The following is a 20,669-nucleotide window of genomic DNA, read 5'->3' as shown; positions in this document are numbered from 1 at the left end:
TTCCTCTTTTTATTGGTTGATCTGCCGAGATCTATACCAACAGGTTACACCGCTTTCTCTTCCCTTGTCATACACCAGAAATAATCATAGCTCCCACTTGATTCCGGCACGTCAATGTCTGTTTATCCTTTTACACAAACAACCTGTTTTAAGGTGTGCACAATTTCAACCAGGTCAGATTGCGCCGCCATCACTTTGTCGATGTCTTTGTATGCAGCCGGTGTTTCATCAATTACACTTTTGTCCTTGCGGCATTCAACGCCCTCAGTCGCAGTCAGATGTTCTTCCATCGTTACGCGGCGCTTGGCTTCTTCACGCGACATCACCCGGCCGGCGCCGTGACTGCAGCTGCAAAAACTTTCGGCATTACCAAGACCACGCACGATAAACGACTTTGCTCCCATGCTGCCGGGAATGATTCCCATCTCGCCCAGTCTGGCAGAAACCGCGCCCTTGCGCGTTACCCATACATCGCTTCCGAAATGGTGCTCGCGGTTGATATAGTTATGGTGGCAATTAACCGCTTCCTGTTCCGCAGAGAAGGGTTTATCTATGATTTTTTGTAAAGCAGTCAGTGTACGGTTCATCATCACATGGCGGTTTATCCGGGCGAAACTCTGCGCCCAGGAAACTGCAGCGATATAATCGTCAAAATGCTCGCTCCCTTCGGGAATATAGGCCAGATCTTTGTCCGGTAAATGAACAAACCACCGTTCCATGTCTTTTTTAGCTTTGGCAATAAACTCGGAACCGATACGATTGCCGACACCGCGCGATCCGCTATGTAGCATCACCCAGACACTATCTGATTCATCCAGGCATAATTCGATAAAATGATTTCCGGTCCCGAGCGTCCCCAGGTGCTGTATGTTATTGGTGTTCTTCAACACAGGGTGCTTCGCGCACAAATGGTCAAAATCGTCGCTCAACGGCAACCAGGCCTGCATAACATCGTCAGGCAGATTGCCCCAGCTGCCTTTGTCCCGTCCACGCTTTATATTCGCTGATCGTCCGTGTGGCACATTTTTTTCTATTTCATGGCGCAGATGTGTCAATGAATCCGGCAAGTCGTTTGCATCGAGATTTGTTTTGACAGCCATCATTCCGCAGCCCAGATCCACTCCGACAGCTGCAGGAATAATTGCACCTATTGACGGGATGACGCTGCCTATGGTCGCGCCTTTACCCAAATGCACGTCAGGCATAATCGCGATATGTTTATGGATGAAAGGCATGCTTGCGAGATTTCGCACCTGCTCGCGGGCGTTATCGTCAAATGTTACGCCACGTGTCCAAGATTTGACCACTGCGCGATTTTGTTCGGCAATGACTTCGTATGTTGTATTCATTCTGTCTCCTTCTACACTTTGAACCGAGTAGCAGTTTCCATTCCCTGTGACTGATTGCCGGACTATCTGTTCCAGTTAATCAGGGACACCCTGTTGCTGTTTTTATGTGCAATTACTGTGCCAGAATGAAGACAACAATTTGTTTTGACGAATAAAATATAGATATCCCAAAATTAAAATGATTGCTACCGTAATAATTTTATAAAATTAACCATTATTTTAGTTTAGATTGGCGATGATTATTTTGAATAATGTAGTAATCGGTAATTTAGGATCGCAAGCTTTCGCCGGGTATGCAAGTCAATTTATTTGCTGTTGATGATGATCATGTATGCTTGGCGAATCATGTATATTACTTTGCCACAATCTGAACAAGACTGGAGTGCCTATTACGACTTGCGATGGCGCGTGTTGCGGGCACCTTGGCGGCAGCCAAAAGGTAGCGAACGTGATGAGCTGGAGCAAATTGCATATCATGTGATGGTCAAAACTGCAACCGATAGAACCATTGGAGTAGGGCGTATTCATCCTGCTTCGGTGGAAAAATGGCAGATACGGTATATGGCAGTTGAAAAAAACTTTCGCGACCAAGGTATTGGTAAAATGCTTCTTTTGGAACTGGAACGCCATGCCAGAACACAAAGAGCCACGCGAATAGTGTTGAACGCCAGGAATTCAGCCACGGCATTTTACTTGAAGCATGATTTTAAAATTTTCGGTGAGGCACCAACGTTGTATGGTGTAATCAAACACCAGTGTATGCAAAAAATTTTGCCGGCTTAATCGTCAAATTGTTTGGATTGAAAGGGTACAATCATAGTGTCTTGCGTTTAGTTTTGCTGTTTCTGCTTGCGTTGCGCTTCCCACAATAGCAAAGTCCTGCATATTGGTAGTCATGATTTTAAAGGCGTGTCTATTCTTTCCGAGTGGTTTTGCAAGCCCGATTGATTTGTCATAGTTCATAACCCTGCAATCGGGTCTCTTGAGAAATTCTCTTTTCGCTGCTATTGGACAATAAATGAAACTACAAAGGCGGGAATCGAACCCGAGTTAATTCTCAATAAATCAGTCATTTAATATTTGCCTATGTCATTTTAGTGTCAATTTGATATATTCTATAATCACTTTTTGTGAATTTGAATCCAAAAAAACTACGTACACACACATAGTAACAATTTTTGAGATATTCTTTAAAATTTTTTATCAACGAAAATGCAATTAAAGTTATTCTGTATAGATAATGAGTTTTTATAGATGGCAATAATTAATTTGTTTTCGAAAAGACAAAAAGAGCTGCGAGGTGAAATTCCAGATGTTTATACATATGAAGACTTGCCGCGGGGTCTTCGTGTACAAATTTGTCATATATGGGAAGATACATTAGGAAATCATTCTGAATTTCGCAATAATAATAAGGTTAGATCAGCATATCAGCTTATAGTAGATTCTCTTTGTCGTGAATATGGTTTATTTCAACTACCTGCTGCTAATAAATATGCAGATGGGATGTATCAGAACGAACTTATAGATTCTTTTCTACAAGAAAGTGACATAGAAAAACAGTTGGATATTGTTGAGCTTAGCTTTAATGTTATAAATACATATACAAGAAACTATGAATATTTATATCGACCAAATTTTTTAGAAATAGCAAATAATGCAATTGAGGAGCTAAACTGTAGATTTAAAGAGCATGGGATTGGATTTCAATTTATTGAAAATGAAATTGTTAGGGTGGATTCAGAATTAATCCATGTTGAAGCCGTTAAACCTGCATTGAGGTTACTAAATGATAAAAAATACAATGGCCCACAACAAGAATTTCTCAGTGCTTATGAACATTACCGTCACGGTAGACACAAAGAAGCTCTTAATGATTGTTTAAAGTCATTTGAAAGCACCATGAGAGCTATCTGTGATAAGCAGAATTGGTCCTATTCACCGAACGCAACAGCTAAAGACTTAATACAGGTTTGTTTTACAAACAATTTGATTCCCAAATTTTGGCAGCAGCAATTCGCCTCATTGCGTAGCACGTTAGAAAGTGGGATCCCTACAGGAAGAAATAAATTAAGCGGTCATGGCCAAGGAACAACGCCAACAGTGGTGCCAGATTATCTTGTTGCATACATGCTTCATATGACTGCATCAACCCTACTATTTTTGATTTTAGCAGAGAAAAAAATTAAATAAAGTTATTGTATTCGGTAACTTTAAAACAAAATAGGCTCGAGACCGTCAGTGTTAACGGTTTGCCGCGCTTCCTATAGATCATAATGATCTTGCATTAATAGCCAGCTTTCAGGTGATCGTCCTAGTACTTTGGAGAGCCTGATAGCCATTTCTGGAGAAATATCTGAAACACCGTTGATCATACGATTAAAAGTGCTAACGGCTACACCCAGGCGTTTGGCGATTTGATTACCAGAAATATCATCGAACGGATCAATATAAGTTCTTTTAATCAGCACACCTGGGTGTGGTGGGTTATATTGTTGAATAGTCATTAGTGATAATCCTCATAATTGACAACATATGCATCACCGTCTTTGAAATGGAAAACGATACGCCAGTTTTTGCTTACATCAATAGCCCAGTGTCCTTTCAGTTTGCCTTTTAGCTCGTACACTAAGCTGTTTATGCCGGGTGCGTTTCAACAGGTTGCTTTATCAGAGATTCAGCAGGAATACCCAACTCCTGATGCAATTTCCTGATCATTGGAAGCGTCAGTGACCGTTTACGGTTTAATACTTCATAAACGCGGTTGCTTTTTCCGATCATCGGTTCAAGGTCTTTGACGGTTAGACCTTTCTGTTCCATTTCAAATTTTATGGCTTCAACAGGATCAGGTAATTCAAGCAAAAAGTGTTTGCGTTCATAGGCTTCGATCAGCGTTACCAGGATATCCAGTTTTTCACCTTCGGGCGTATTCGGTTCGGCTGACATCAATGATTCCACTTCTTGAAGTGCTGCGCGGTAGTCGGCGTCAGTTTTGATCGGTTTTATTTCCACGATTAGTACCTGTATTAAATAGTTTGTGCGTCAATCTGGTCATACTGGGCATGTGTGCCTATAAAACGGATATACACGACACCATAAGCATAGTTTATCCATACGATAATCCGGTATTTATTGCCTGCTATGTTAAAAACGGCTCTGCCATCTTTGAGAATGCTGGCATTTCTGAAATCTGCTTTAACTTCTGCGGGTGATTTCCAGTCAGCCTTTAATACATGCCTGTACCATGCTAGCGTGGGTTGAATTGCATCGGTGAAAGATGGGTCATTCTCCCAGAATGCTTTCAAGGTCGACAATGCAATGACTCTCATCTATGAAATGATAGTCCCATTATGGGACTTTGGCAACTATTGCAACTATTTTGGTTGAGGAATCCACCGCCCGTAAACTTTAATAATCATGCTCCAATCCTTATGTCCCATTTGCTGAGCAACGAACATAGGGTTTTCACCTCTTGAAAGCAGCATGGAAGCGAAAGTGTGGCGGGTCTGGTACGGATTACGGTATTTGATGCCTGCTCTTTTTAATGCGGGTGTCCAGATGATTTTGCGGATGGCCTGATCGTCTTTCCATGGCTGGTTTGTGCGCGAGTCATGAAAAACAATATCGTTTTGTTCGCCAGTCAATACCTGCTGGTTGAGCAGGGCGTCTCTGGCCTGCGGTTGCAGGGTAACGTCCCGTTTTCCTGATTTGGTTTTGGTACATTTCAAATGGCCGCGAACTTTAGCTGTTCGGACGAAAACACAATTCTTGTTAAAATCAACATCCTGCCAGCGCAGGGCGATCAGTTCGGAAGTTCTGAGGCCGGAATAAAAGGCAAACTGAATCAGGTTTTTTTCCTGTCCTTTGAGTTGCCGCAGGATTCTGGAAATTTCATCGGTATTGAACGGCTCCGGCTCTCTTGTGCTGACTGGGAGGTTTTTTACCCGTTCAAGCGGGTTTTTATCGATAATCTCGTCATGGTAGAGTTCATCGAATACCCGACGAAGCGGAATCAGTATATTGCTTTTTCTTTTGTTGGAAAGGTCCACATCCGCGAGAAAGGTTTTGACCTTGATTGCGGTCAGTTCTGAAATTGCCAGTTCGCCAAAGACTGGAATGAGGTGATGATAAATGGCGCTGGAATAATCGCGGATCGTACTAGGCTGGCATCTGGATTGGTTACGCTGTAACCAGTTTTTCAGGGCCTCTCCGATGGTGTATTGGTCTGGCCGGGTTTTTCGGAATTCTTTTGCTTTTTTGCTGTTGGGAAAGTGTTTGCAATAGTCGAAAGTTCCGGTGCTGATTTCGTATAAAATCATTTGCCGCTTGAGAACCAGTTCCTTTTGTGCGGCTTTGGTCGGCGGCATAGGGATAGTTTCGCGACATCGTACACCCTGATAGGTGAAAGCGATTTGGGCGCTATTGCCACGAATGGTTATGCCCCGGTGCCCTCGATCCATGCGTAAGCAGCTTTTGTGTTGATGAAGATGCGACCGTTTGGCGCTTTATACCAATGAATTTTATATTTCCATTGTCCTTTCTTCATATATTGTCGAATGGCGTTTTCAGTTAAACCGGTCAGTTCTGCAAATTTTTTTACAGTTACTTTGATATGTTCGGAGTGAGTCATTTCTTTTCCTCCTGACCAATTTTGTCTACCGCCTGATTAACTTCGTCTTTGTTGGCAATCATGCCTTTTTCGGGGACTTTGCGTTTACCCATCACAACGGCCCAGAAGCTGCCGAGTTTTTCGGTTATTGCGTAACCGATGCTTTTTTTCTTACCCATTTCAGTGATTTCAGGGCATACGTTCTTGAACTCAATGCCGAGGGCCTTTTCATAGCGTCGGTAAGTGGCCGGGTTGTGAAGCAACTTCAAAACGCGCCAGCCGAAATACTGGCCCAGAATCAATGCACCCAAAGCACTTTCCAAAGTGGTGCCAATACCTCTGAACTCGCGCATTTGCTGTAATATGATTTGTTCGGATTCTTCATCCAGAACCAATAATTTTTTAGGATTGTCTGTCATAGTAAATAGTAACTTTGGTAATTAGTAGTAACTATGATGATATACTATTTACTCTGATAGTCAAATATTTTTAATTCTCGTATAAAAGTACCTCGTTATTAAATTCTTCTTTGGTGAATTGTCTTAGCTCATCATGAAACTTGATAACGATCTCAATCTGGTCATTCATGGTCAGAACGCCGCATATATGGCCGATCTGGGTAATATCCGGTTTTGTATCGGCTGTTGCGTTTTTCTTCAGAATGGCGAGCCGGTAGATTAAGGACACGGCTTCCTCAAGGATGAATTCATTCATGATGTTATTTGCCTTTAAATTTTCAGTGAATAATTTTGTGTTCATGGTGTGATTTCTCATGATGAATTGTGACTGGTACAGTTATTGATACAGGTCCAAGGGAAACAGCTGCGGCATGACATGACGCGCGCGCGGCTGGCGCCTCGCTTCGTGATGTCATGTCCTCGCTGTCGCCAGTTAAGACCCTCCAAAAATGTTTTCTTGCATCGATACGCTTTCCATTTAATACAACGCCAACAGCCCGTTTACTTGCTATGTCTTCATAGCGGTTGTGCTGGACAGATATAATTTCCCCGGTGTTAGGATTGAGTATTCGGCTATGGTCGTAATAGGGCTTCACTGGTTGCTGCCGTACCGGAAAATCCGGGCCGCCCATTGCCAGCATGAACGCGGCCCAATCGCTGGCGGTTGCTAATTTGCGTATAGGTTCCAGTTCCTTGTTATCGGTATGGCCCAGTTTTCGTAATTGACGCCATACCGTAACACTGGGGCCGCCGATTTGCTGAAACTGGCGTATTCCCCAGATATTCGCCCATGCGGTGATCCGTTCAGCAGCTTTCTGTGCATCATTGCCGTATAAATCCTTATCAAGCGCATGGCCGTCTATATTTTTGGCAATGTATTTAGCAATATACCCAACGGCTGAGCCTTTCTCTGGATCAATGGCTTCGGCTTTGAACCGGTGTTTTAAAGCGCCGGGTTCGTCGCCGTTGTCCAGCAGGGCATAGTACTGCATGACTTCGCGAACGGTTTTACAGTGTTTCTTCGGCATGAAAAACAGGAAATGCCAATGCGGTGTGCCGTCATGGTGCGGTTCGACGACACGGAAACCATAAGGCCGTATATTGCGCCGGTGCAGTTCAGCGCGAATCAACGACCATAGATGTGTTAGATATTCCTGTGCTTGCAGGGTAGTCGTGCCGTCATAGCGCGGATTGGGTGCGCCACTGTGCAGGCTGGCGTGCATGCGTGATGGTGTTGTCAGTGTATAGAATTCACCCACATGGCGCAGATGATCAGCGACCATTTCAAAACCTTTGGCGCGAACCATCAATTCAGCGCGGCGGTTCGCAGGATTGGATACCGAACGGTCAGACAATTCCTGTAAAGAGAACTGTTCGCCAACTTCGTTACAAATGAAGGTTGACTCCAGGTATTCGCGGTTTTTCTCTTTTTGTTTGCGTTTGATGTTAACGGCATAATCGCTGACATAAGCTGAACGGTAACGCGTGACCAGTTCAATATTGCGGGATATGGTTTCAATCGTTCGCAAACGCAAAACCTGAATCCTGCGGTGCCACCAGATCGGGCAACACATGCGATTCAATGCAGGTTCTAGATTTTCTGTTTTACTTTCTGGTGGGGTGATTCGGTAGTGCTGAACAATTCGGGTACAGGCTTGGTAGGCATCTTCGCTGGCTTTGTGGCGTTGCCGTACATTCCTGCATTTTTTGGCAAGCCGTTTGGCGGCTTCAAAAAGTTCGTTACCTTCAGCGCAAAGATTCAGATCGTTGATACACAGGCTGTCATGAATGCTTAATAGTTCATGATTGGCTTGTTCATAATCATGCTGTTCGGCAATTCTGGCATAACGCAACGCCAGATCGCCTGCGATAGGGGACAGGGCAGTGAATACATGCCGTCTGAATTGTTTGCAGCTCGGTGTGCCAAAGCTGGAAGTCAGTTCATCAGCCTTAACGACTTGTGGCAAATTTGTGTCAAATTTGTGCCACAATCGAGGCCAATGAGAACCAACCGAGACTGATTGGTGATTTTCCGGAAGGCAACTAAGCCCCTGTTTGTTAAGGGTCTTAGTTGGTCTGGAGTGGTCTGGATTAGACCGCTGTTTGGTGGAGACGGCGGGAATCGAACCCGCGTCCGCAAGCCCTCTACAGGCAGTTCTACATACTTAGCCATGTTTTTTGATTTAACCTGACATCCACCAACTGGCAGGCTGATGGCAGGCGAGTTACCTATTATTTAACACCTTGCAAAGTAACCCTGCAATGCGCGATCCTCGTTAGTGACTCTGCTGTCTGTTGCCAGACCCGGCGTTGAGGCCCACCGGTGCAGAGGCTAGCCTAATTAAGCGGCTAAAGCGTAATTTTCGTCGTTTGCGACTATTGTTTTCAGATGGATTTACGAGGTTATCTGATCCTCGGTATGCCCTACACTGCTTTGCAACCCACGTCGAAGCCAGATCGTCCCCGAATTCTTTGTGGTACTGATAAGATAAGAATGGTTGTTAAAAGTTCCTTTTCCCGAAAGCTATTGGCAGTATTCTATCACTGGTGCTCGATATAGGCGAGCAAGTCCTGGGGTTTGTTTATGATATGGTGTGCGCCCCAGGATTCGGGCGGCAGACCGTCTCCAAGATAACCGTAGCGCGCAATGACCGGCACCATTCCAGCGGCAAGGCTGGCCGTGACATCGCGAAGATCATCACCGAGATATATACAGTCAGCCGGTAATACACTGATTTTGTTGCAGGCAACCAGTAGCGGTTCAGGGTGTGGTTTGGCATGGGGCGTTTCGTCGCCACAGACGACACAGGCAACACGTTGTTGTATCCCCAGTTCCATAATGAGTGGGTGAGTGAAACGCGCGGGTTTGTTGGTGACGATTCCCCAGGGTAATCCGAGTATGTCCAACTGGTCCAGTAAAGTATCTATGCCAGGAAAAAGGCATGTGTCGTGACACAGGCGCTGCGAATAGAATTCAAGTAATTCGCTGCGCATTTCTGAATATACGTGATCATCCGGACCGATATTAAAGCCGAGTTTGAGCAAGCCGCGCGCACCTGCAGACGCGTACGTTCGAATGCTCTTGATTGGTAACGGATCTAGTCCTCTGTGCGTGCGCTGACGGTTGAGCGCGTGACCGAGATCCGGTGCGGTATCGGCAAGCGTGCCGTCAAAATCGAAGAAAACTGCTTTGATTTGCACTGGTTGAAATTGCTGAAAATCAGGACCGGCAGGCCATGATATAGTTTACGTCTGTGTCTGCTTCAAGTGCATAAACTTTTGTAAACGGGTTATAGGTCATGCCGATCAGTCTTTCCTCAGCAAGTCCTGCATTTCGGGCCATTCGCGCCAGTTCAGAAGGTTTGATAAAGCTGGCGTATTCATGCGTGCCACGAGGCAGCAGTTGAAGAATGTATTCCGCCCCAATAATGGCGAATAAATAGGATTTGGGATTACGGTTAAGGGTGGAGAAAAACACCCAGCCACCGGGTTTTGCCAGTTTTGCACAGGAGCGCACGATGCTCATGGGGTCGGGCACGTGTTCCAGCATTTCCATGCAGGTCACGATATCGAAGTGGTGAGGCTGTTCCTTGGCGAGTGATTCCGTTGTTATTTTGCGGTACTCAACCTGATGACCGCTTTCCAGCAAGTGAAGGCGGGCGACTTTCAGGGCTTTTTCACTCAGGTCGATTCCTGTAACAGTTGCACCGCGTGATGCCATGCCCTCGGATAAAATGCCGCCTCCGCAGCCAACATCCAGTACCGTTTTTCCCTCCAGTCCCGCAAGTTCCTCAATATAATTCATGCGCAATGGATTGATGTCATGCAATGGTTTGAATTCGCTGTTAGGATCCCACCAGCGGTGTGCCAACTGGCTGAATTTTTCAAGCTCTAAAGGGTCTGCATTGATACCGTCGTTTTCCATTTCGATTCCTCGGCCGTAATTTGACAGTTATTACCTGTGATAGATGCGTCAAAACGCATTGTCGTAGCGTGCCAGGCTTATATGGATGATTTGATGCATTCTTCCCAATATAAGGCCCGGCGACGTAGATCAGCTTCGTCAAGTGTCGTCAATTGTTTATTCTCAAGCAGTATTTTACCATTTACCCAGACATGACTCACCTGTTCCCGTCCGGCCGCATAGACAAGATGTGAAACGGGGTCGTAGCACGGTGACAGGTGCAAGTCCGAAAAGTCAATTGCAGTTATATCGGCTGCCTTGCCTGATGCAAGGCTGCCGGTAATAGCATCAATTCCAAGTGCGCGGGCGCCGTTGATCGTGGCCATTTCAAGCGCATGGTAGGCAGGCAGGGTGTCAGCGCGTTTGCTAGTGGCTTTGGCGAGTAGCGCGGCCAATCGGATTTCTTCAAATAAATCCAGCCTGTTGTTACTGGCGGCACCATCAGTGCCCAGTGTGACATTGACAGCCTGGTCAAAGAGTAGTGGGGTGGGCGCAAAACCGTTCGCGAGCTTGAGGTTGGATGACGGACAATGTACAACGTGGCACCCGTGCTGTTGTAGCAGCTGAATTTCAGTTTCATTCAGATGCACCATATGCACAGCAATCAAATTGGGCCCCAGCATGCCAAGCTGATGCAGGCGTTCTATCGGCCGCATGCCGTGTGATTTTATGCTGATATCGATTTCGTCTGTGGTTTCATGAAGATGAATATGAATGGGTACTTCAAGCTGTTCGGCGTATGTCAGGATTTGTGTAAGCGTTTGATCGCTGACGGTATATGGTGCGTGCGGTGCAAAACAAAATGACAGCAGCGGATTGGGTTGTAGTTTGTCGCGAAGCGCCATACCTTTAGCCAGATAATCATCAGCGTCGTTTGCATATGGCGTTGGAAAATCAATGGCGATCATACCGATCGAGGCGCGCATTCCGGTATCTAAAGCGCCTTGCGCGATAGCTTCAGGAAAAAAATACATGTCGTTGAAACAGGTGATGCCACCTCTGAGCATCTCGGCACAGGCATGACGAGTGCCGTCGAACACAAAGGTGTCATCGACATGACGACTCTCGGTCGGCCAGATAAATTTGTTTAGCCAGGTCATTAACGGCAAATCATCCGCCAGGCCGCGCATCAGAATCATTGCTGCATGAGTATGTGTATTGATGAGTCCCGGGATTAACGCATGATTTTTCAAATCAACATTTTCTTTAGCGTTATATTTGGCTTGCGCGACATGAGCAGGGAGAATGTCGACTATGTTACCTTGATGGATGGCGATTGCGTGGTTGTCAAGAACAGACTGTCGTGCATCGACCGGTATAACCCAGCGGGCTCCAATCAGTGTGTCAATTTCGTTAGTATCAGACATTAAATCGGTTATAAAAAAGCCCTGTATTTTATGCAGGGCTTTTTTATTCCAGTTATTGGTGTGCCTTGTTCAGGCCATGTGTTTATCGTGTGCCGGCAACTTCGACTTCAACACGACGATCCGGTCTCAGACATTCTTTGAGTGCAGCGCCTGCCTTGCCATCGCAGGTGGTACCGGTAACAGGCTGCGTTTCACCCTTGCCGTCGGTAAAGACGCGGTTTTCAGGTATGCCTTTCGACACCAGATAGGATTTAACAGACTCTGCACGGCGTACTGACAGTTTCTGGTTGTAGTCCGGGTTGCCGATTCTGTCAGCATGTCCAACTGCAACAATTACGTCATAATTAATACCTTCGAGACCGTGGACAAATTCATCCAGTGCGACTTTTCCGTTTGGCTTCAGGACGGCACTGTCAAAATCGAATAGTGCGTCAGCTGAAAAAGTCAGTTTCTCAGGTGGTGCCACCGGCGCAGGAGCAGGTTCTGGTTCCGGTGCCGCTTCAGCAACCTTTTCATAACCATCGCAACCTTCCACAACAGCCAAGGATTCATCCCAGTATCCTGTGCGCCAGCAGTGGTTGCCCAGGTCAGATGAACTGCGCCAGACTACGCCATTTTCATCTTCTACCGCATAACCTACGGCTTTTTCGGTTTCGCTTTCATATCGATCAATCGGATCTGCCTGCGCTGCGACCGTGCCGGTGAAGAACGCTGGCAATAAAACCATTCCGATCAGTTTTTTCTTGGCTGACAATTTATTCATGCTGTTATCCCTTTTAAGTGAAAACTTCAGATTTAATTATTTGTTACTGGTGCCCCCAATAACAAAAGGCCGTCCCACCATTGTTTTCGTTTCACGTATGATGTGCTGACGGGATTATGAATTTATATACAGATACTTGTCAAATACGGGTGTCTCTTTTGCGCAACAATAAAGTTAGTGCATTGAAATTTAATAAGATTGTTTAATTGATATAGTGCACGTGCAAAGCGGTTCCCATGCTGGCTCCGTGCTATTGTGTCGTAATAATCATACAGTACTATGTTTAGTCGCAGGTATATTTGCAATAAAGCTGAAAATCTAGACACAGCCAGCGGTTGTGGGGCAGTTGTGATCGCTTGAGTAAGTATTCGGTGTTTTAACAATGGTCGTCTACAGGTTTGTTATGCGTTTATCGATTAAATCATGAATTTTTACTATAGAATTAGATTAGGAGGCAGAGGAAACGTGTCGTAACATTCAGCGTATCAATTTCAACGAAAACCAATTATTCAATCATTCAATTGCAAACCGTTTTGTTTGATTGCCTTTTACTGTTTTACTTTGGGAGAGTATGCCAATGGCAGAAGAACGCGAGTGCCTGACGCTTTCGGCGCAACATATTCAGCGGTTCTACGGTACGCGGGCAGTCGTTCGGGATTTAACGTTACAGCTTAGAAAAGGTGAGGTGCTGGGATTGCTAGGGCCAAATGGAGCCGGCAAAACGACGACGTTGCGGATGATTACAGGTAATCTTGCTCCAAGCGGTGGAAGTATTGAAGTTTGTGGCGTTGATTTGCTGGATGAGCCTCAAAAAGCCAAGGCGCATATCGGGTATTTGCCTGAGATGCCTCCATTGTATTTTGATATGACGGTGAATGAATATCTGCGCTTTGCCGCGCGTCTTCACCGTATAGAAAAACAGTGCATTGCGCAGGCGGTTGAAGAGGCTAAAAAACGTTGTGGTTTGACTGACCGGAGTAGATATCTGATAGGTAATTTGTCAAAAGGATTGCAGCAACGAGTGGGTATCGCGCAGGCGATTATCCACGAGCCGGACATCATTATTCTTGACGAGCCGACGGTTGGGCTCGATCCTAATCAAATGCGAGAAATGCGCACATTAATCCGGGATCTTGGTGAATCGCGCAGCGTGATTCTTTCAACGCATATTTTGTCTGAAGTTGAAAGTGTTTGCGACCGGGTGCAGATCATGCATGAAGGACGCATGGTTCTGAATGAAATGTTGGCAGATTTCAAGCAGAAAGGCGCTGATCTGGAAGCGGAATTTACCCGTTTGACGCAAAATACGCTAACAACAACTCACTGAATTCATAACGGTATGATTTTTACTATAGCGCGTAAAGAGTTGTACATGATGTTTTGTTCGCCGTTGGCCTGGCTGTTGCTGACATCTGTGCAATTACTGTTTGCCTGGTTCTTTTTGGGGCGTCTGGATGCTTTTTTGCAACTACAGCCCCAGTTAATGCAAATTGCCAATCCACCGGGTTTTACTGAGATAATCGTCACGCCTGTTTTTGCGTTATCTGCCGTTGTACTGCTATTGATGGTACCTTTATTGACGATGCGGCAGTTCGCAGAAGAACGAAAAAATAATACACTCACATTGCTGCTTTCAGCACCTGTGTCAATCACTGAAATCGTTTTAGGAAAGTTTCTAGGGCTTACTGTTTTTTTTCTGGGTGTTGTCAGCTTGATCGTATCGATGTTTCTTACGCTGCTTGCAGGCGGAACATTGGATTGGGGTCTGCTAATCAGTGGAGCATTGGGGCTGTTTTTGTTAATTTGCTGTTTTGTCGCGCTGGGGCTCTATATTTCCAGCCTGACCATACAACCAGTGGTTGCCGCTATCGGCATGCTGGCTGTAATGCTGGGTTTCTGGATGGTAGATCTCGTTATCAGCGATCATGAAGGCTGGATCTACTATTTTTCGATTTTCAAGCAATTCGAACTGTTTAATAATGGGTTGGTGGATACCTACAGTCTGGTATATTGTACATTGTTTACCGTGTTTTTCCTGGTGCTGACCATTCGACGCATGGATGGTGAGCGATTGCATGGATAATGGGATACCTGATCACAAGCAAGTAACCGAAAACGACGGCCACGATAGCCATTTTGATTTGCAACATTGATGCGCACAAATAAATCCTTACGTTTTCAATTAAAAATACAGCACGGCGTTTTTGTGTTTTTGCTGCTGCTGTTGTTTATTTTGCTGGGTTTTCTGGCAACGGAGATACGCTCGCAGTGGGATGTCAGTCAGAATGGCCGTAATACATTGAGCCAGACCAGCATTGGAATTCTTGAAAAAATGACTGCGCCTGTGCATATAACTGCATACGTTACAGAGCAGCATGTGGAATTTGGCGATGTGCGGGAAATTATTCATAACTTTATACAGCTATATCAGCGTATCAAACCTGATATTTCATTGACGTTTATAGACCCGGCCGAACATCCGGATTTAGCCAGAGAGGCCGGTGTGCAAGTCAATGGAGAGTTGGTCATTGAATATCAGAACAAGCAGGCGCGTTTGACAACAATCAATGAGCAGGTATTCACGCAGACGCTTCTGAGACTGTCACGCCCGCAGGAAAAGCTCATTCTGGCGCTAACTGGTCATGGGGAACGTGGTCTGGACGGCATGGCCAACTATGACTTGGGTGAGTTTGGGCGGCAACTGCAAGTGAATGGGTTTGTCAGCGAGACGCTGAATCTTACGGTGACACCTGATATTCCGATTGATACCGATATGTTGCTGATTGCTTCGCCACAGACTGAATTGCTGCCTGGTGAGGTAGACAAGCTGCTCGAATATATTGATAACGGCGGAAATTTATTGTGGCTGATTGATCGCGAATCATTGCGGGGACTAATGCCATTGGCCGAAAAACTGCATTTGATTTTGACGCCGGGCGTGGTTATCGACCCGCAGGCTGAGCAGCTAAAGGCGCCCGTTACGTTTGCGCTGGGAACCGGTTATGGAAAACATGCGATCACACATGGATTTAATTACATAACAGTTTTTCCTTTCGCGCGACAGATCAATTTTGTTGAGAACGAAAAATGGCGCGTTGTTCCACTTGTCGATGTAGCCCATAATGGCTGGGTAAAACATGGTTCTGATGATGACTATACGTTCAACCCGCAGGAAGACGCGGCTGGTCCGGTAACGATCGCGGTTGCGCTGTCGCGTTTTGCCAATGACCGGGAGCAACGGGTGATCGTCGTGGGCAGTGGTCATTTTCTGGCCAACATGTATCTGGGTAACGGAAATAATCTGGATTTTGGGATTAATCTTTTCAACTGGCTGTCGGGCGATGAAGAAATGATCACCATTCAACCGCGCGCGACGCTGGATAGTCATCTGATATTGACCGATTTCGAACTGACTGTGATTGTTGTTTTCTTTTTGCTTGTCCTCCCTTTTGTATTTTTGCTATGCGGCGTCATCATCTGGTGGCGCAGGAAAAAAATGACGTAACAGTCAACAAATACTATGACGTATCATTCACAGATTAACCTGATTATGCTGGCGACCATTGTGGGACTGGCATTTTTTCTTTATTTGACACCGCAATTTCAGTCCGAAAATGATGAAACGTTCCAGGTTTCCATACGTACATCTGAATCCGTGCAATCAATTCGTATTGTGCGGCAAGAACAGGAAATCGAACTTAAGCGAATGGTGGATGGCTGGCATATGGTGGCACCGGTTTTTGCCCGGGCAGATGTCACAGCTATAGAGAAGCTTTTGAATGTGTTGACTGCAAACAGTCGGCAACGCTTTCCATTAAAAGACGTTGAGCGCTTCAACCTGGATCAACCTGTAATCGAATTGTATATAGATGACGATTACTTTGCTTTTGGTGGGTTTGCACCAGTTACGAATGAGCAGTATCTGGCTATCAATGACGATGTGTATCTGGTGTCTCCGCGGTACGCTATATGGATACCCCTGAATCCGTTGGAATTGATTAATTCAACGCTGATGTCAGATGATGAACTGCCGGTCAGGTTTGAATTGAATGGTATGTCGGTTAACTATCAAAACGGTACCTGGCAGATTGATCCCGCAGAAGCAATCGATCAGAATGATGAAACACTCGAACGCTGGGTTCAACTATGGCACGATAGCCGGGCTATCGAATTGATGGTTAAGCCGCATGATTCTGATGACAAGGTGGTTGCAAAAATTGATTTTAAGGATGGACGAAACGTTGTCATCACAGCAGTCGATTATGATGCCGGAGTGGTATTTTACCGCGCAAACGAACAGATTGGTTATTTGTTTCCAGATTCAGTAAGCCGGCAATTGCTAAATCCTGCTGGTATCGGGCAGGAGTAATCCGGAAGAAAATGCAGAACCTGTAACAGGCAATTTATTATGCCAGAATTACCCGAAGTTGAGGTTACGCGTATGGGTATAGCGCCATATCTGGAGGGACGGCGTATTTCACAAGTCATTATCCGGCAGCCAAAGCTGCGCTGGCCGATTCCCAAAGAATTGCCGTATCAACTGCAAGGCCGGGAAGTGGTTACAGTAAAAAGACGAGCGAAATATCTTTTGCTTAATTTTGACATGGGCACTTTGATTATTCATCTGGGTATGTCTGGCAGTTTAAGGATGCTGCAAGCCGATAATCAAACGCTAGAAGAAGTAACAGAAGCTTCGGCGAAATTAGAAAGAATGGAATACGGATATTCTCCAGGCAAACATGATCATTTTGATTTGATTCTGGTAGGCGGCAGCGTACTGCGGTTCAAAGATCCGCGTCGATTTGGTGCTATTTTGTGGCAACCAGACTGTGTTGATCAACATCCATTATTAAGTCATCTGGGGCCTGAGCCGCTCGGCGACCATTTCAGCGCAGTATATCTATACCAGTTATCGCGAGGTCGTAAAACAACTATTAAAGCATTATTAATGAATAATCAGGTGGTTGTTGGCGTGGGAAACATCTATGCCAATGAAGCGCTATTTCATGCGAAGATAAATCCGCGAACGGCTGCTGGCAGAATAGGACTTTCACGATACGAGAAACTTGTGCAAAATGTGAAATCCGTATTGCATAAAGCGATAGAGGCTGGCGGCAGCAGTTTGCGCGATTTTGTCAATAGTGATGGAACTCCGGGTTACTTTCAGCAGCAGTATTGGGTATATGGTCGTACGGGAATGCCCTGCAGACACTGTGGCGAGCAGATAAAGCAGATTAAGCAGGTGCAACGATCCAGTTTTTACTGCCCGGTTTGTCAAAAGTCGTAGAACGTATTCTACCGCTGTTTTAAAAAGATCAAGCGTACAACTCTTTTTAACTTTTACGAAAACGGATAATGAAAATAACATTTATTGGTGGCGGTAATATGGCGTCCGCCTTGATTAGCGGACTGTTGAAACAGGATTTTTCCACTGAACAGATCGATGTGATTGAGATTAATGAAGAAGTCCGTGCCAGAATACAAGCTACGTTTGGCATTGCAGCTGTAGCAGATATGATCGATGGTCTTGCATCAGATACGCAAAACAGTGACTCTCATGTAATTGTGCTTGCGGTTAAACCGCAGCAGTTGCAGGAGTTGGCTCAACGAATGAAAGGATTGCTGGATCGGCAATTGGTGATATCAATAGCGGCGGGTATTCGCAGTTCGGATTTAATAAGATGGCTGGGTGGTTATCAGCGGGTTGTGCGCGCCATGCCCAATACACCTTCTCTCGTCGGAGCCGGTGTAACCGGACTGTATGCTGCGTCAGAAGTCAATGATCAGGATAAACGCACTGCCGAGTCTATCATGCATTCAGTTGGTACGACGTTATGGGTGGATGACGAGGACATGTTGCATACCATCACGGCGATTTCCGGTAGCGGGCCGGCATATGTGTTTTATTTTATTGAATCCATGCAGACAGCAGGGATAAAATTAGGATTAAGTAAGGAAGAGGCACGAAAGCTTTCATTGTTGACATTTCAGGGAGCTATCAAACTTGCAAACGCAGGAGATGATGATGTGGCTGCATTGCGGGCACGGGTTACATCGAAAGGTGGAACCACGGAACAGGCAATAGCAACAATGGATGCAGACGATCTAAAAAACAGAATTATTGCTGCAGTTTTTGCTGCCAATACACGTTCACGCGAGATGAGTGATGAATTCGGTAAACAATAGCTTGATATCAGATAAATAATGAGAGCAGTGTGTATGCAACCGCAAATAACAATTAAAGGGAACGAATGATGACTAACCAGATTATAATTTTCCTGATAGATACGATTTTAGGTCTTTTCTCCCTGGCGTTATTGCTTCGTTTTTATTTTCAGTTGTTACGGGTTCCATATTACAACAATATTGTGCAGTTTTTGATAGCGGTAACAGATTTTATTGTACGGCCTGCTCGTCGTATGATACCCGGCTGGAAAGGACTGGACTTGTCTACACTGGTTCTGGCGTGGTTGTTAGAGTGCATTATTATCTCAACCGTGTATTTGTATCAGGGATTTGAATTCGGCTCAAATATGATTTCTGCGGGAACCGTGATGGGTTTGCTGGGAATGGTCGAAATTATCAAGATGACGCTCTATATTGTGCTGTTCATGATAATAGCCCAGGCGATTATTTCATGGGTCAACCCCTATAGTCCGATTGCGCCTTTGCTTAATACATTCACGCAACCATTTTTATCTGTCTTTCGACGTCGTATTCCCCCAATTGCCAATGTGGACCTTTCGCCATTATTTGTGCTGATTGTTATCCAATTGTTACTGATGGTGGTGGCCGGCGTTCACATGGAAATCAGGTCAATACTTGATTAAAACACTGTCAGTTCATCATGGCCAGATTAATAGTGTGATTAATAACTTGTATGACCTGGTATCAGTATGAAAGCAAGCAATACTGTACTTTAACTTTGTATATACAGCCTGGAGCGAAACGGACTGAGGTTTCTGGGTTGCACGGTGATGCGTTAAAAATAAAGATAGCGGCTGCACCGACTGAAGGCAAAGCAAATGCTGCGCTGGTGAAATATCTTGCAAAATGTTTCGGTGTACCGCGAAATCAGGTCGTGCTAAAGCATGGGGCAACATCCAGACGAAAGGTTGTGCTAGTTTTGCGGCCCAGATATTCTCCTGATACGGCGCTTCAGGTTCAGCAACAGTAAGCGTTTGTTTATAATTTGGTGCGGTAATTGAACGAGTAGGAGGGCACGGAGCAGGCAACAAAGAGTGCAGTTTGGGTTACTAATGACGCTCCCAATGGTGTTCGTGTCTTATCAGTCTTTATTTGAGGACTTTAAAGAACAGCAATCGCATTGTGTGATGATTGGGATATTGTGTGAACGCTGGGGTCAGGTGAAAGTCTAAATCCTAAATCTTTTGTTGCTTACTCTTACTGTTAACTGAACCTGTGGTAGAGATGTTTTTTTTCACACCTGCTCACAGCTTTGTTTCTGAGTATGTGAAGGACTTTTTTGCTTGCCGATGCTGCTGATAAGATGCCGTAGTCAATTTGATGTCACGATTGATATTATTTAACAAGCCATATGGGGTAGTTAGTCAGTTTACCGCGGTTTCTGGCCACTGTTCGCTAAAGGATTTCATATCCCTGTCGGGTTTTTATGCAGCTGGTCGTTTGGACGCTGACAGTGAAGGTTTGTTGTTATTAACTGATGATGGGAGTCTGCAAAACCGGATCAGCCACCCGAAATACAAGTTGCCCAAAACATATTGGGCTCAGGTGGAAGGTATTCCAAACAAAAGCGCTTTAAAGCAACTGCGTCGTGGGGTGATGATTAAGGATTATAAAACGCAACCGGCTACGGCTGAGCTGATGAGTGTGCCTGAAAATCTGTGGCCAAGAACACCGTCAGTACGTTTTCGCAAACATATTCCTACGGCCTGGATAAAACTCGTCATACACGAAGGAAAAAACCGTCAGGTACGGCGAATGACCGCTGCAGTTGGGCACCCGACATTGAGATTGATTCGGTTTGCGATCGGTGATTATTCGTTGAATGATCTGGCAACCGGCAGTTGGCGTTTATGCCATATTTAATAATTGTCAGTGCTTTATGATTCTGTTTTGCAGATCGAATTGTTAGTGACTTGGTTAAATTATAGGTTCGCTTTTACCATGGATTGGAT

Annotated in this window: 25 protein-coding genes and 1 other RNA gene; 11 read left to right on the top strand and 15 right to left on the bottom strand. The window is 45.2% G+C overall.

The genetic code is table 11. The annotated features are described in order from the left end of the window. Positions 1 to 122 precede the first annotated feature (122 nt). Positions 123 to 1,349 carry an RtcB family protein gene (locus BMX44_RS04600; RefSeq protein ID WP_090628629.1) on the bottom strand — a complete coding sequence of 409 codons (1,227 nt, stop codon included), beginning with the start codon at positions 1,347 to 1,349 and terminating at the stop codon, positions 123 to 125. A gap of 345 nt (positions 1,350 to 1,694) precedes the next feature. On the opposite strand from BMX44_RS04600, the gene BMX44_RS04595 reads away from it, so the two are divergent. Then, positions 1,695 to 2,132: a GNAT family N-acetyltransferase gene (locus tag BMX44_RS04595; RefSeq protein WP_177167669.1), complete on the top strand. Its 438-nt coding sequence runs from the start codon at positions 1,695 to 1,697 to the stop codon at positions 2,130 to 2,132. A 471-nt stretch (positions 2,133 to 2,603) separates the two neighbouring features. Then, positions 2,604 to 3,542: an STM4504/CBY_0614 family protein gene (locus tag BMX44_RS04590; protein WP_090628623.1), complete on the top strand. Its 939-nt coding sequence runs from the start codon at positions 2,604 to 2,606 to the stop codon at positions 3,540 to 3,542. 71 nt (positions 3,543 to 3,613) lie between these two features. Here BMX44_RS04590 and BMX44_RS04585 read toward each other — a convergent pair whose 3' ends face one another. The 14 genes from BMX44_RS04585 to BMX44_RS04520 all read right to left on the bottom strand — a co-directional run bounded on the left by BMX44_RS04585 (position 3,614) and on the right by BMX44_RS04520 (position 12,510). Beyond that, positions 3,614 to 3,856 (bottom strand): HigA family addiction module antitoxin, encoded by a 243-nt coding sequence (locus BMX44_RS04585; protein ID WP_177167668.1) that lies wholly within the window; start codon positions 3,854 to 3,856, stop codon positions 3,614 to 3,616. After that, positions 3,856 to 3,978, bottom strand: a complete 123-nt coding sequence (locus tag BMX44_RS17525; RefSeq protein ID WP_218143920.1) for a type II toxin-antitoxin system RelE/ParE family toxin — start codon at positions 3,976 to 3,978, stop codon at positions 3,856 to 3,858. Before BMX44_RS17525 ends, BMX44_RS04585 begins: the two co-directional genes overlap by 1 nt. An 8-nt stretch (positions 3,979 to 3,986) precedes the next feature. Further along, on the bottom strand, positions 3,987 to 4,361 hold the full coding sequence (locus BMX44_RS04575; protein ID WP_090628617.1) for a helix-turn-helix domain-containing protein: 375 nt from the start codon (positions 4,359 to 4,361) through the stop codon (positions 3,987 to 3,989). 14 nt (positions 4,362 to 4,375) lie between these two features. Continuing rightward, the gene (locus BMX44_RS04570; RefSeq protein ID WP_245738832.1) at positions 4,376 to 4,663 is read right to left on the bottom strand and encodes a type II toxin-antitoxin system HigB family toxin; all 288 of its coding nucleotides are present in this window, start codon (positions 4,661 to 4,663) and stop codon (positions 4,376 to 4,378) included. 60 nt (positions 4,664 to 4,723) lie between these two features. Next, the gene (locus BMX44_RS04565) at positions 4,724 to 5,809 is read right to left on the bottom strand and encodes a tyrosine-type recombinase/integrase (protein ID WP_090628610.1); all 1,086 of its coding nucleotides are present in this window, start codon (positions 5,807 to 5,809) and stop codon (positions 4,724 to 4,726) included. Continuing rightward, positions 5,785 to 5,979: a MerR family transcriptional regulator gene (locus BMX44_RS04560; RefSeq protein WP_090628608.1), complete on the bottom strand. Its 195-nt coding sequence runs from the start codon at positions 5,977 to 5,979 to the stop codon at positions 5,785 to 5,787. The genes BMX44_RS04565 and BMX44_RS04560 overlap by 25 nt, the downstream gene beginning before the upstream one ends. Beyond that, positions 5,976 to 6,377: a hypothetical protein gene (locus BMX44_RS04555; protein ID WP_090628604.1), complete on the bottom strand. Its 402-nt coding sequence runs from the start codon at positions 6,375 to 6,377 to the stop codon at positions 5,976 to 5,978. Before BMX44_RS04555 ends, BMX44_RS04560 begins: the two co-directional genes overlap by 4 nt. A 70-nt stretch (positions 6,378 to 6,447) precedes the next feature. Then, a complete protein-coding gene (locus tag BMX44_RS04550) occupies positions 6,448 to 6,672 on the bottom strand; it encodes a hypothetical protein (protein WP_245738831.1) in 225 nt (74 codons plus the stop codon). 22 nt (positions 6,673 to 6,694) lie between these two features. After that, positions 6,695 to 8,383: a replication endonuclease gene (locus BMX44_RS04545; RefSeq protein WP_245738830.1), complete on the bottom strand. Its 1,689-nt coding sequence runs from the start codon at positions 8,381 to 8,383 to the stop codon at positions 6,695 to 6,697. Positions 8,384 to 8,520: 137 nt separating this feature from the next. Next, positions 8,521 to 8,881: a transfer-messenger RNA gene (gene ssrA / locus BMX44_RS04540) on the bottom strand. Positions 8,882 to 8,957: 76 nt separating this feature from the next. Then, the gene (locus tag BMX44_RS04535; RefSeq protein ID WP_090628596.1) at positions 8,958 to 9,617 is read right to left on the bottom strand and encodes an HAD family hydrolase; all 660 of its coding nucleotides are present in this window, start codon (positions 9,615 to 9,617) and stop codon (positions 8,958 to 8,960) included. 19 nt (positions 9,618 to 9,636) lie between these two features. Next, a complete protein-coding gene (ubiG, locus tag BMX44_RS04530) occupies positions 9,637 to 10,341 on the bottom strand; it encodes a bifunctional 2-polyprenyl-6-hydroxyphenol methylase/3-demethylubiquinol 3-O-methyltransferase UbiG (RefSeq protein ID WP_090628593.1) in 705 nt (234 codons plus the stop codon). 77 nt (positions 10,342 to 10,418) lie between these two features. After that, on the bottom strand, positions 10,419 to 11,747 hold the full coding sequence (locus BMX44_RS04525; RefSeq protein WP_090628590.1) for a TRZ/ATZ family hydrolase: 1,329 nt from the start codon (positions 11,745 to 11,747) through the stop codon (positions 10,419 to 10,421). A gap of 82 nt (positions 11,748 to 11,829) precedes the next feature. Continuing rightward, entirely contained in the window at positions 11,830 to 12,510 is a 681-nt protein-coding gene (locus tag BMX44_RS04520; RefSeq protein ID WP_090628588.1) for an OmpA family protein, read from the bottom strand. Between the two features lie 577 nt (positions 12,511 to 13,087). Between BMX44_RS04520 and BMX44_RS04515 the strand changes: the two genes are divergently transcribed. The 9 genes from BMX44_RS04515 to BMX44_RS04475 all read left to right on the top strand — a co-directional run bounded on the left by BMX44_RS04515 (position 13,088) and on the right by BMX44_RS04475 (position 20,580). Continuing rightward, positions 13,088 to 13,837, top strand: coding sequence for an ABC transporter ATP-binding protein (locus BMX44_RS04515; protein WP_090628585.1), 750 nt, complete (start codon positions 13,088 to 13,090; stop codon positions 13,835 to 13,837). Positions 13,838 to 13,849: 12 nt separating this feature from the next. Next, entirely contained in the window at positions 13,850 to 14,593 is a 744-nt protein-coding gene (locus BMX44_RS04510; RefSeq protein WP_090628583.1) for an ABC transporter permease, read from the top strand. 69 nt (positions 14,594 to 14,662) lie between these two features. Continuing rightward, the gene (locus BMX44_RS04505; protein ID WP_090628580.1) at positions 14,663 to 16,015 is read left to right on the top strand and encodes a GldG family protein; all 1,353 of its coding nucleotides are present in this window, start codon (positions 14,663 to 14,665) and stop codon (positions 16,013 to 16,015) included. A gap of 15 nt (positions 16,016 to 16,030) precedes the next feature. Continuing rightward, the gene (locus BMX44_RS04500; protein WP_090628577.1) at positions 16,031 to 16,879 is read left to right on the top strand and encodes a DUF4340 domain-containing protein; all 849 of its coding nucleotides are present in this window, start codon (positions 16,031 to 16,033) and stop codon (positions 16,877 to 16,879) included. 39 nt (positions 16,880 to 16,918) lie between these two features. Then, positions 16,919 to 17,797, top strand: a complete 879-nt coding sequence (gene mutM / locus BMX44_RS04495; protein ID WP_090628574.1) for a bifunctional DNA-formamidopyrimidine glycosylase/DNA-(apurinic or apyrimidinic site) lyase — start codon at positions 16,919 to 16,921, stop codon at positions 17,795 to 17,797. Positions 17,798 to 17,865: 68 nt separating this feature from the next. Beyond that, complete coding sequence (gene proC / locus BMX44_RS04490; protein ID WP_177167667.1) at positions 17,866 to 18,696, top strand: pyrroline-5-carboxylate reductase; 831 nt, start codon at positions 17,866 to 17,868, stop codon at positions 18,694 to 18,696. 68 nt (positions 18,697 to 18,764) lie between these two features. Then, positions 18,765 to 19,340: a YggT family protein gene (locus BMX44_RS04485; protein ID WP_090628568.1), complete on the top strand. Its 576-nt coding sequence runs from the start codon at positions 18,765 to 18,767 to the stop codon at positions 19,338 to 19,340. 50 nt (positions 19,341 to 19,390) lie between these two features. After that, positions 19,391 to 19,687, top strand: coding sequence for a DUF167 domain-containing protein (locus tag BMX44_RS04480; RefSeq protein ID WP_090628565.1), 297 nt, complete (start codon positions 19,391 to 19,393; stop codon positions 19,685 to 19,687). 350 nt (positions 19,688 to 20,037) lie between these two features. Further along, positions 20,038 to 20,580 carry a pseudouridine synthase gene (locus tag BMX44_RS04475; RefSeq protein ID WP_090628562.1) on the top strand — a complete coding sequence of 181 codons (543 nt, stop codon included), beginning with the start codon at positions 20,038 to 20,040 and terminating at the stop codon, positions 20,578 to 20,580. Positions 20,581 to 20,669: the final 89 nt, after the last annotated feature.

The sequence above is a fragment of the Nitrosomonas marina genome (assembly GCF_900110145.1).
Lineage (GTDB): Bacteria > Pseudomonadota > Gammaproteobacteria > Burkholderiales > Nitrosomonadaceae > Nitrosomonas > Nitrosomonas marina.
The sequence above is the reverse complement of the archived record's forward strand: the minus strand, read 5'-3'. Positions and strand labels throughout refer to the sequence as shown.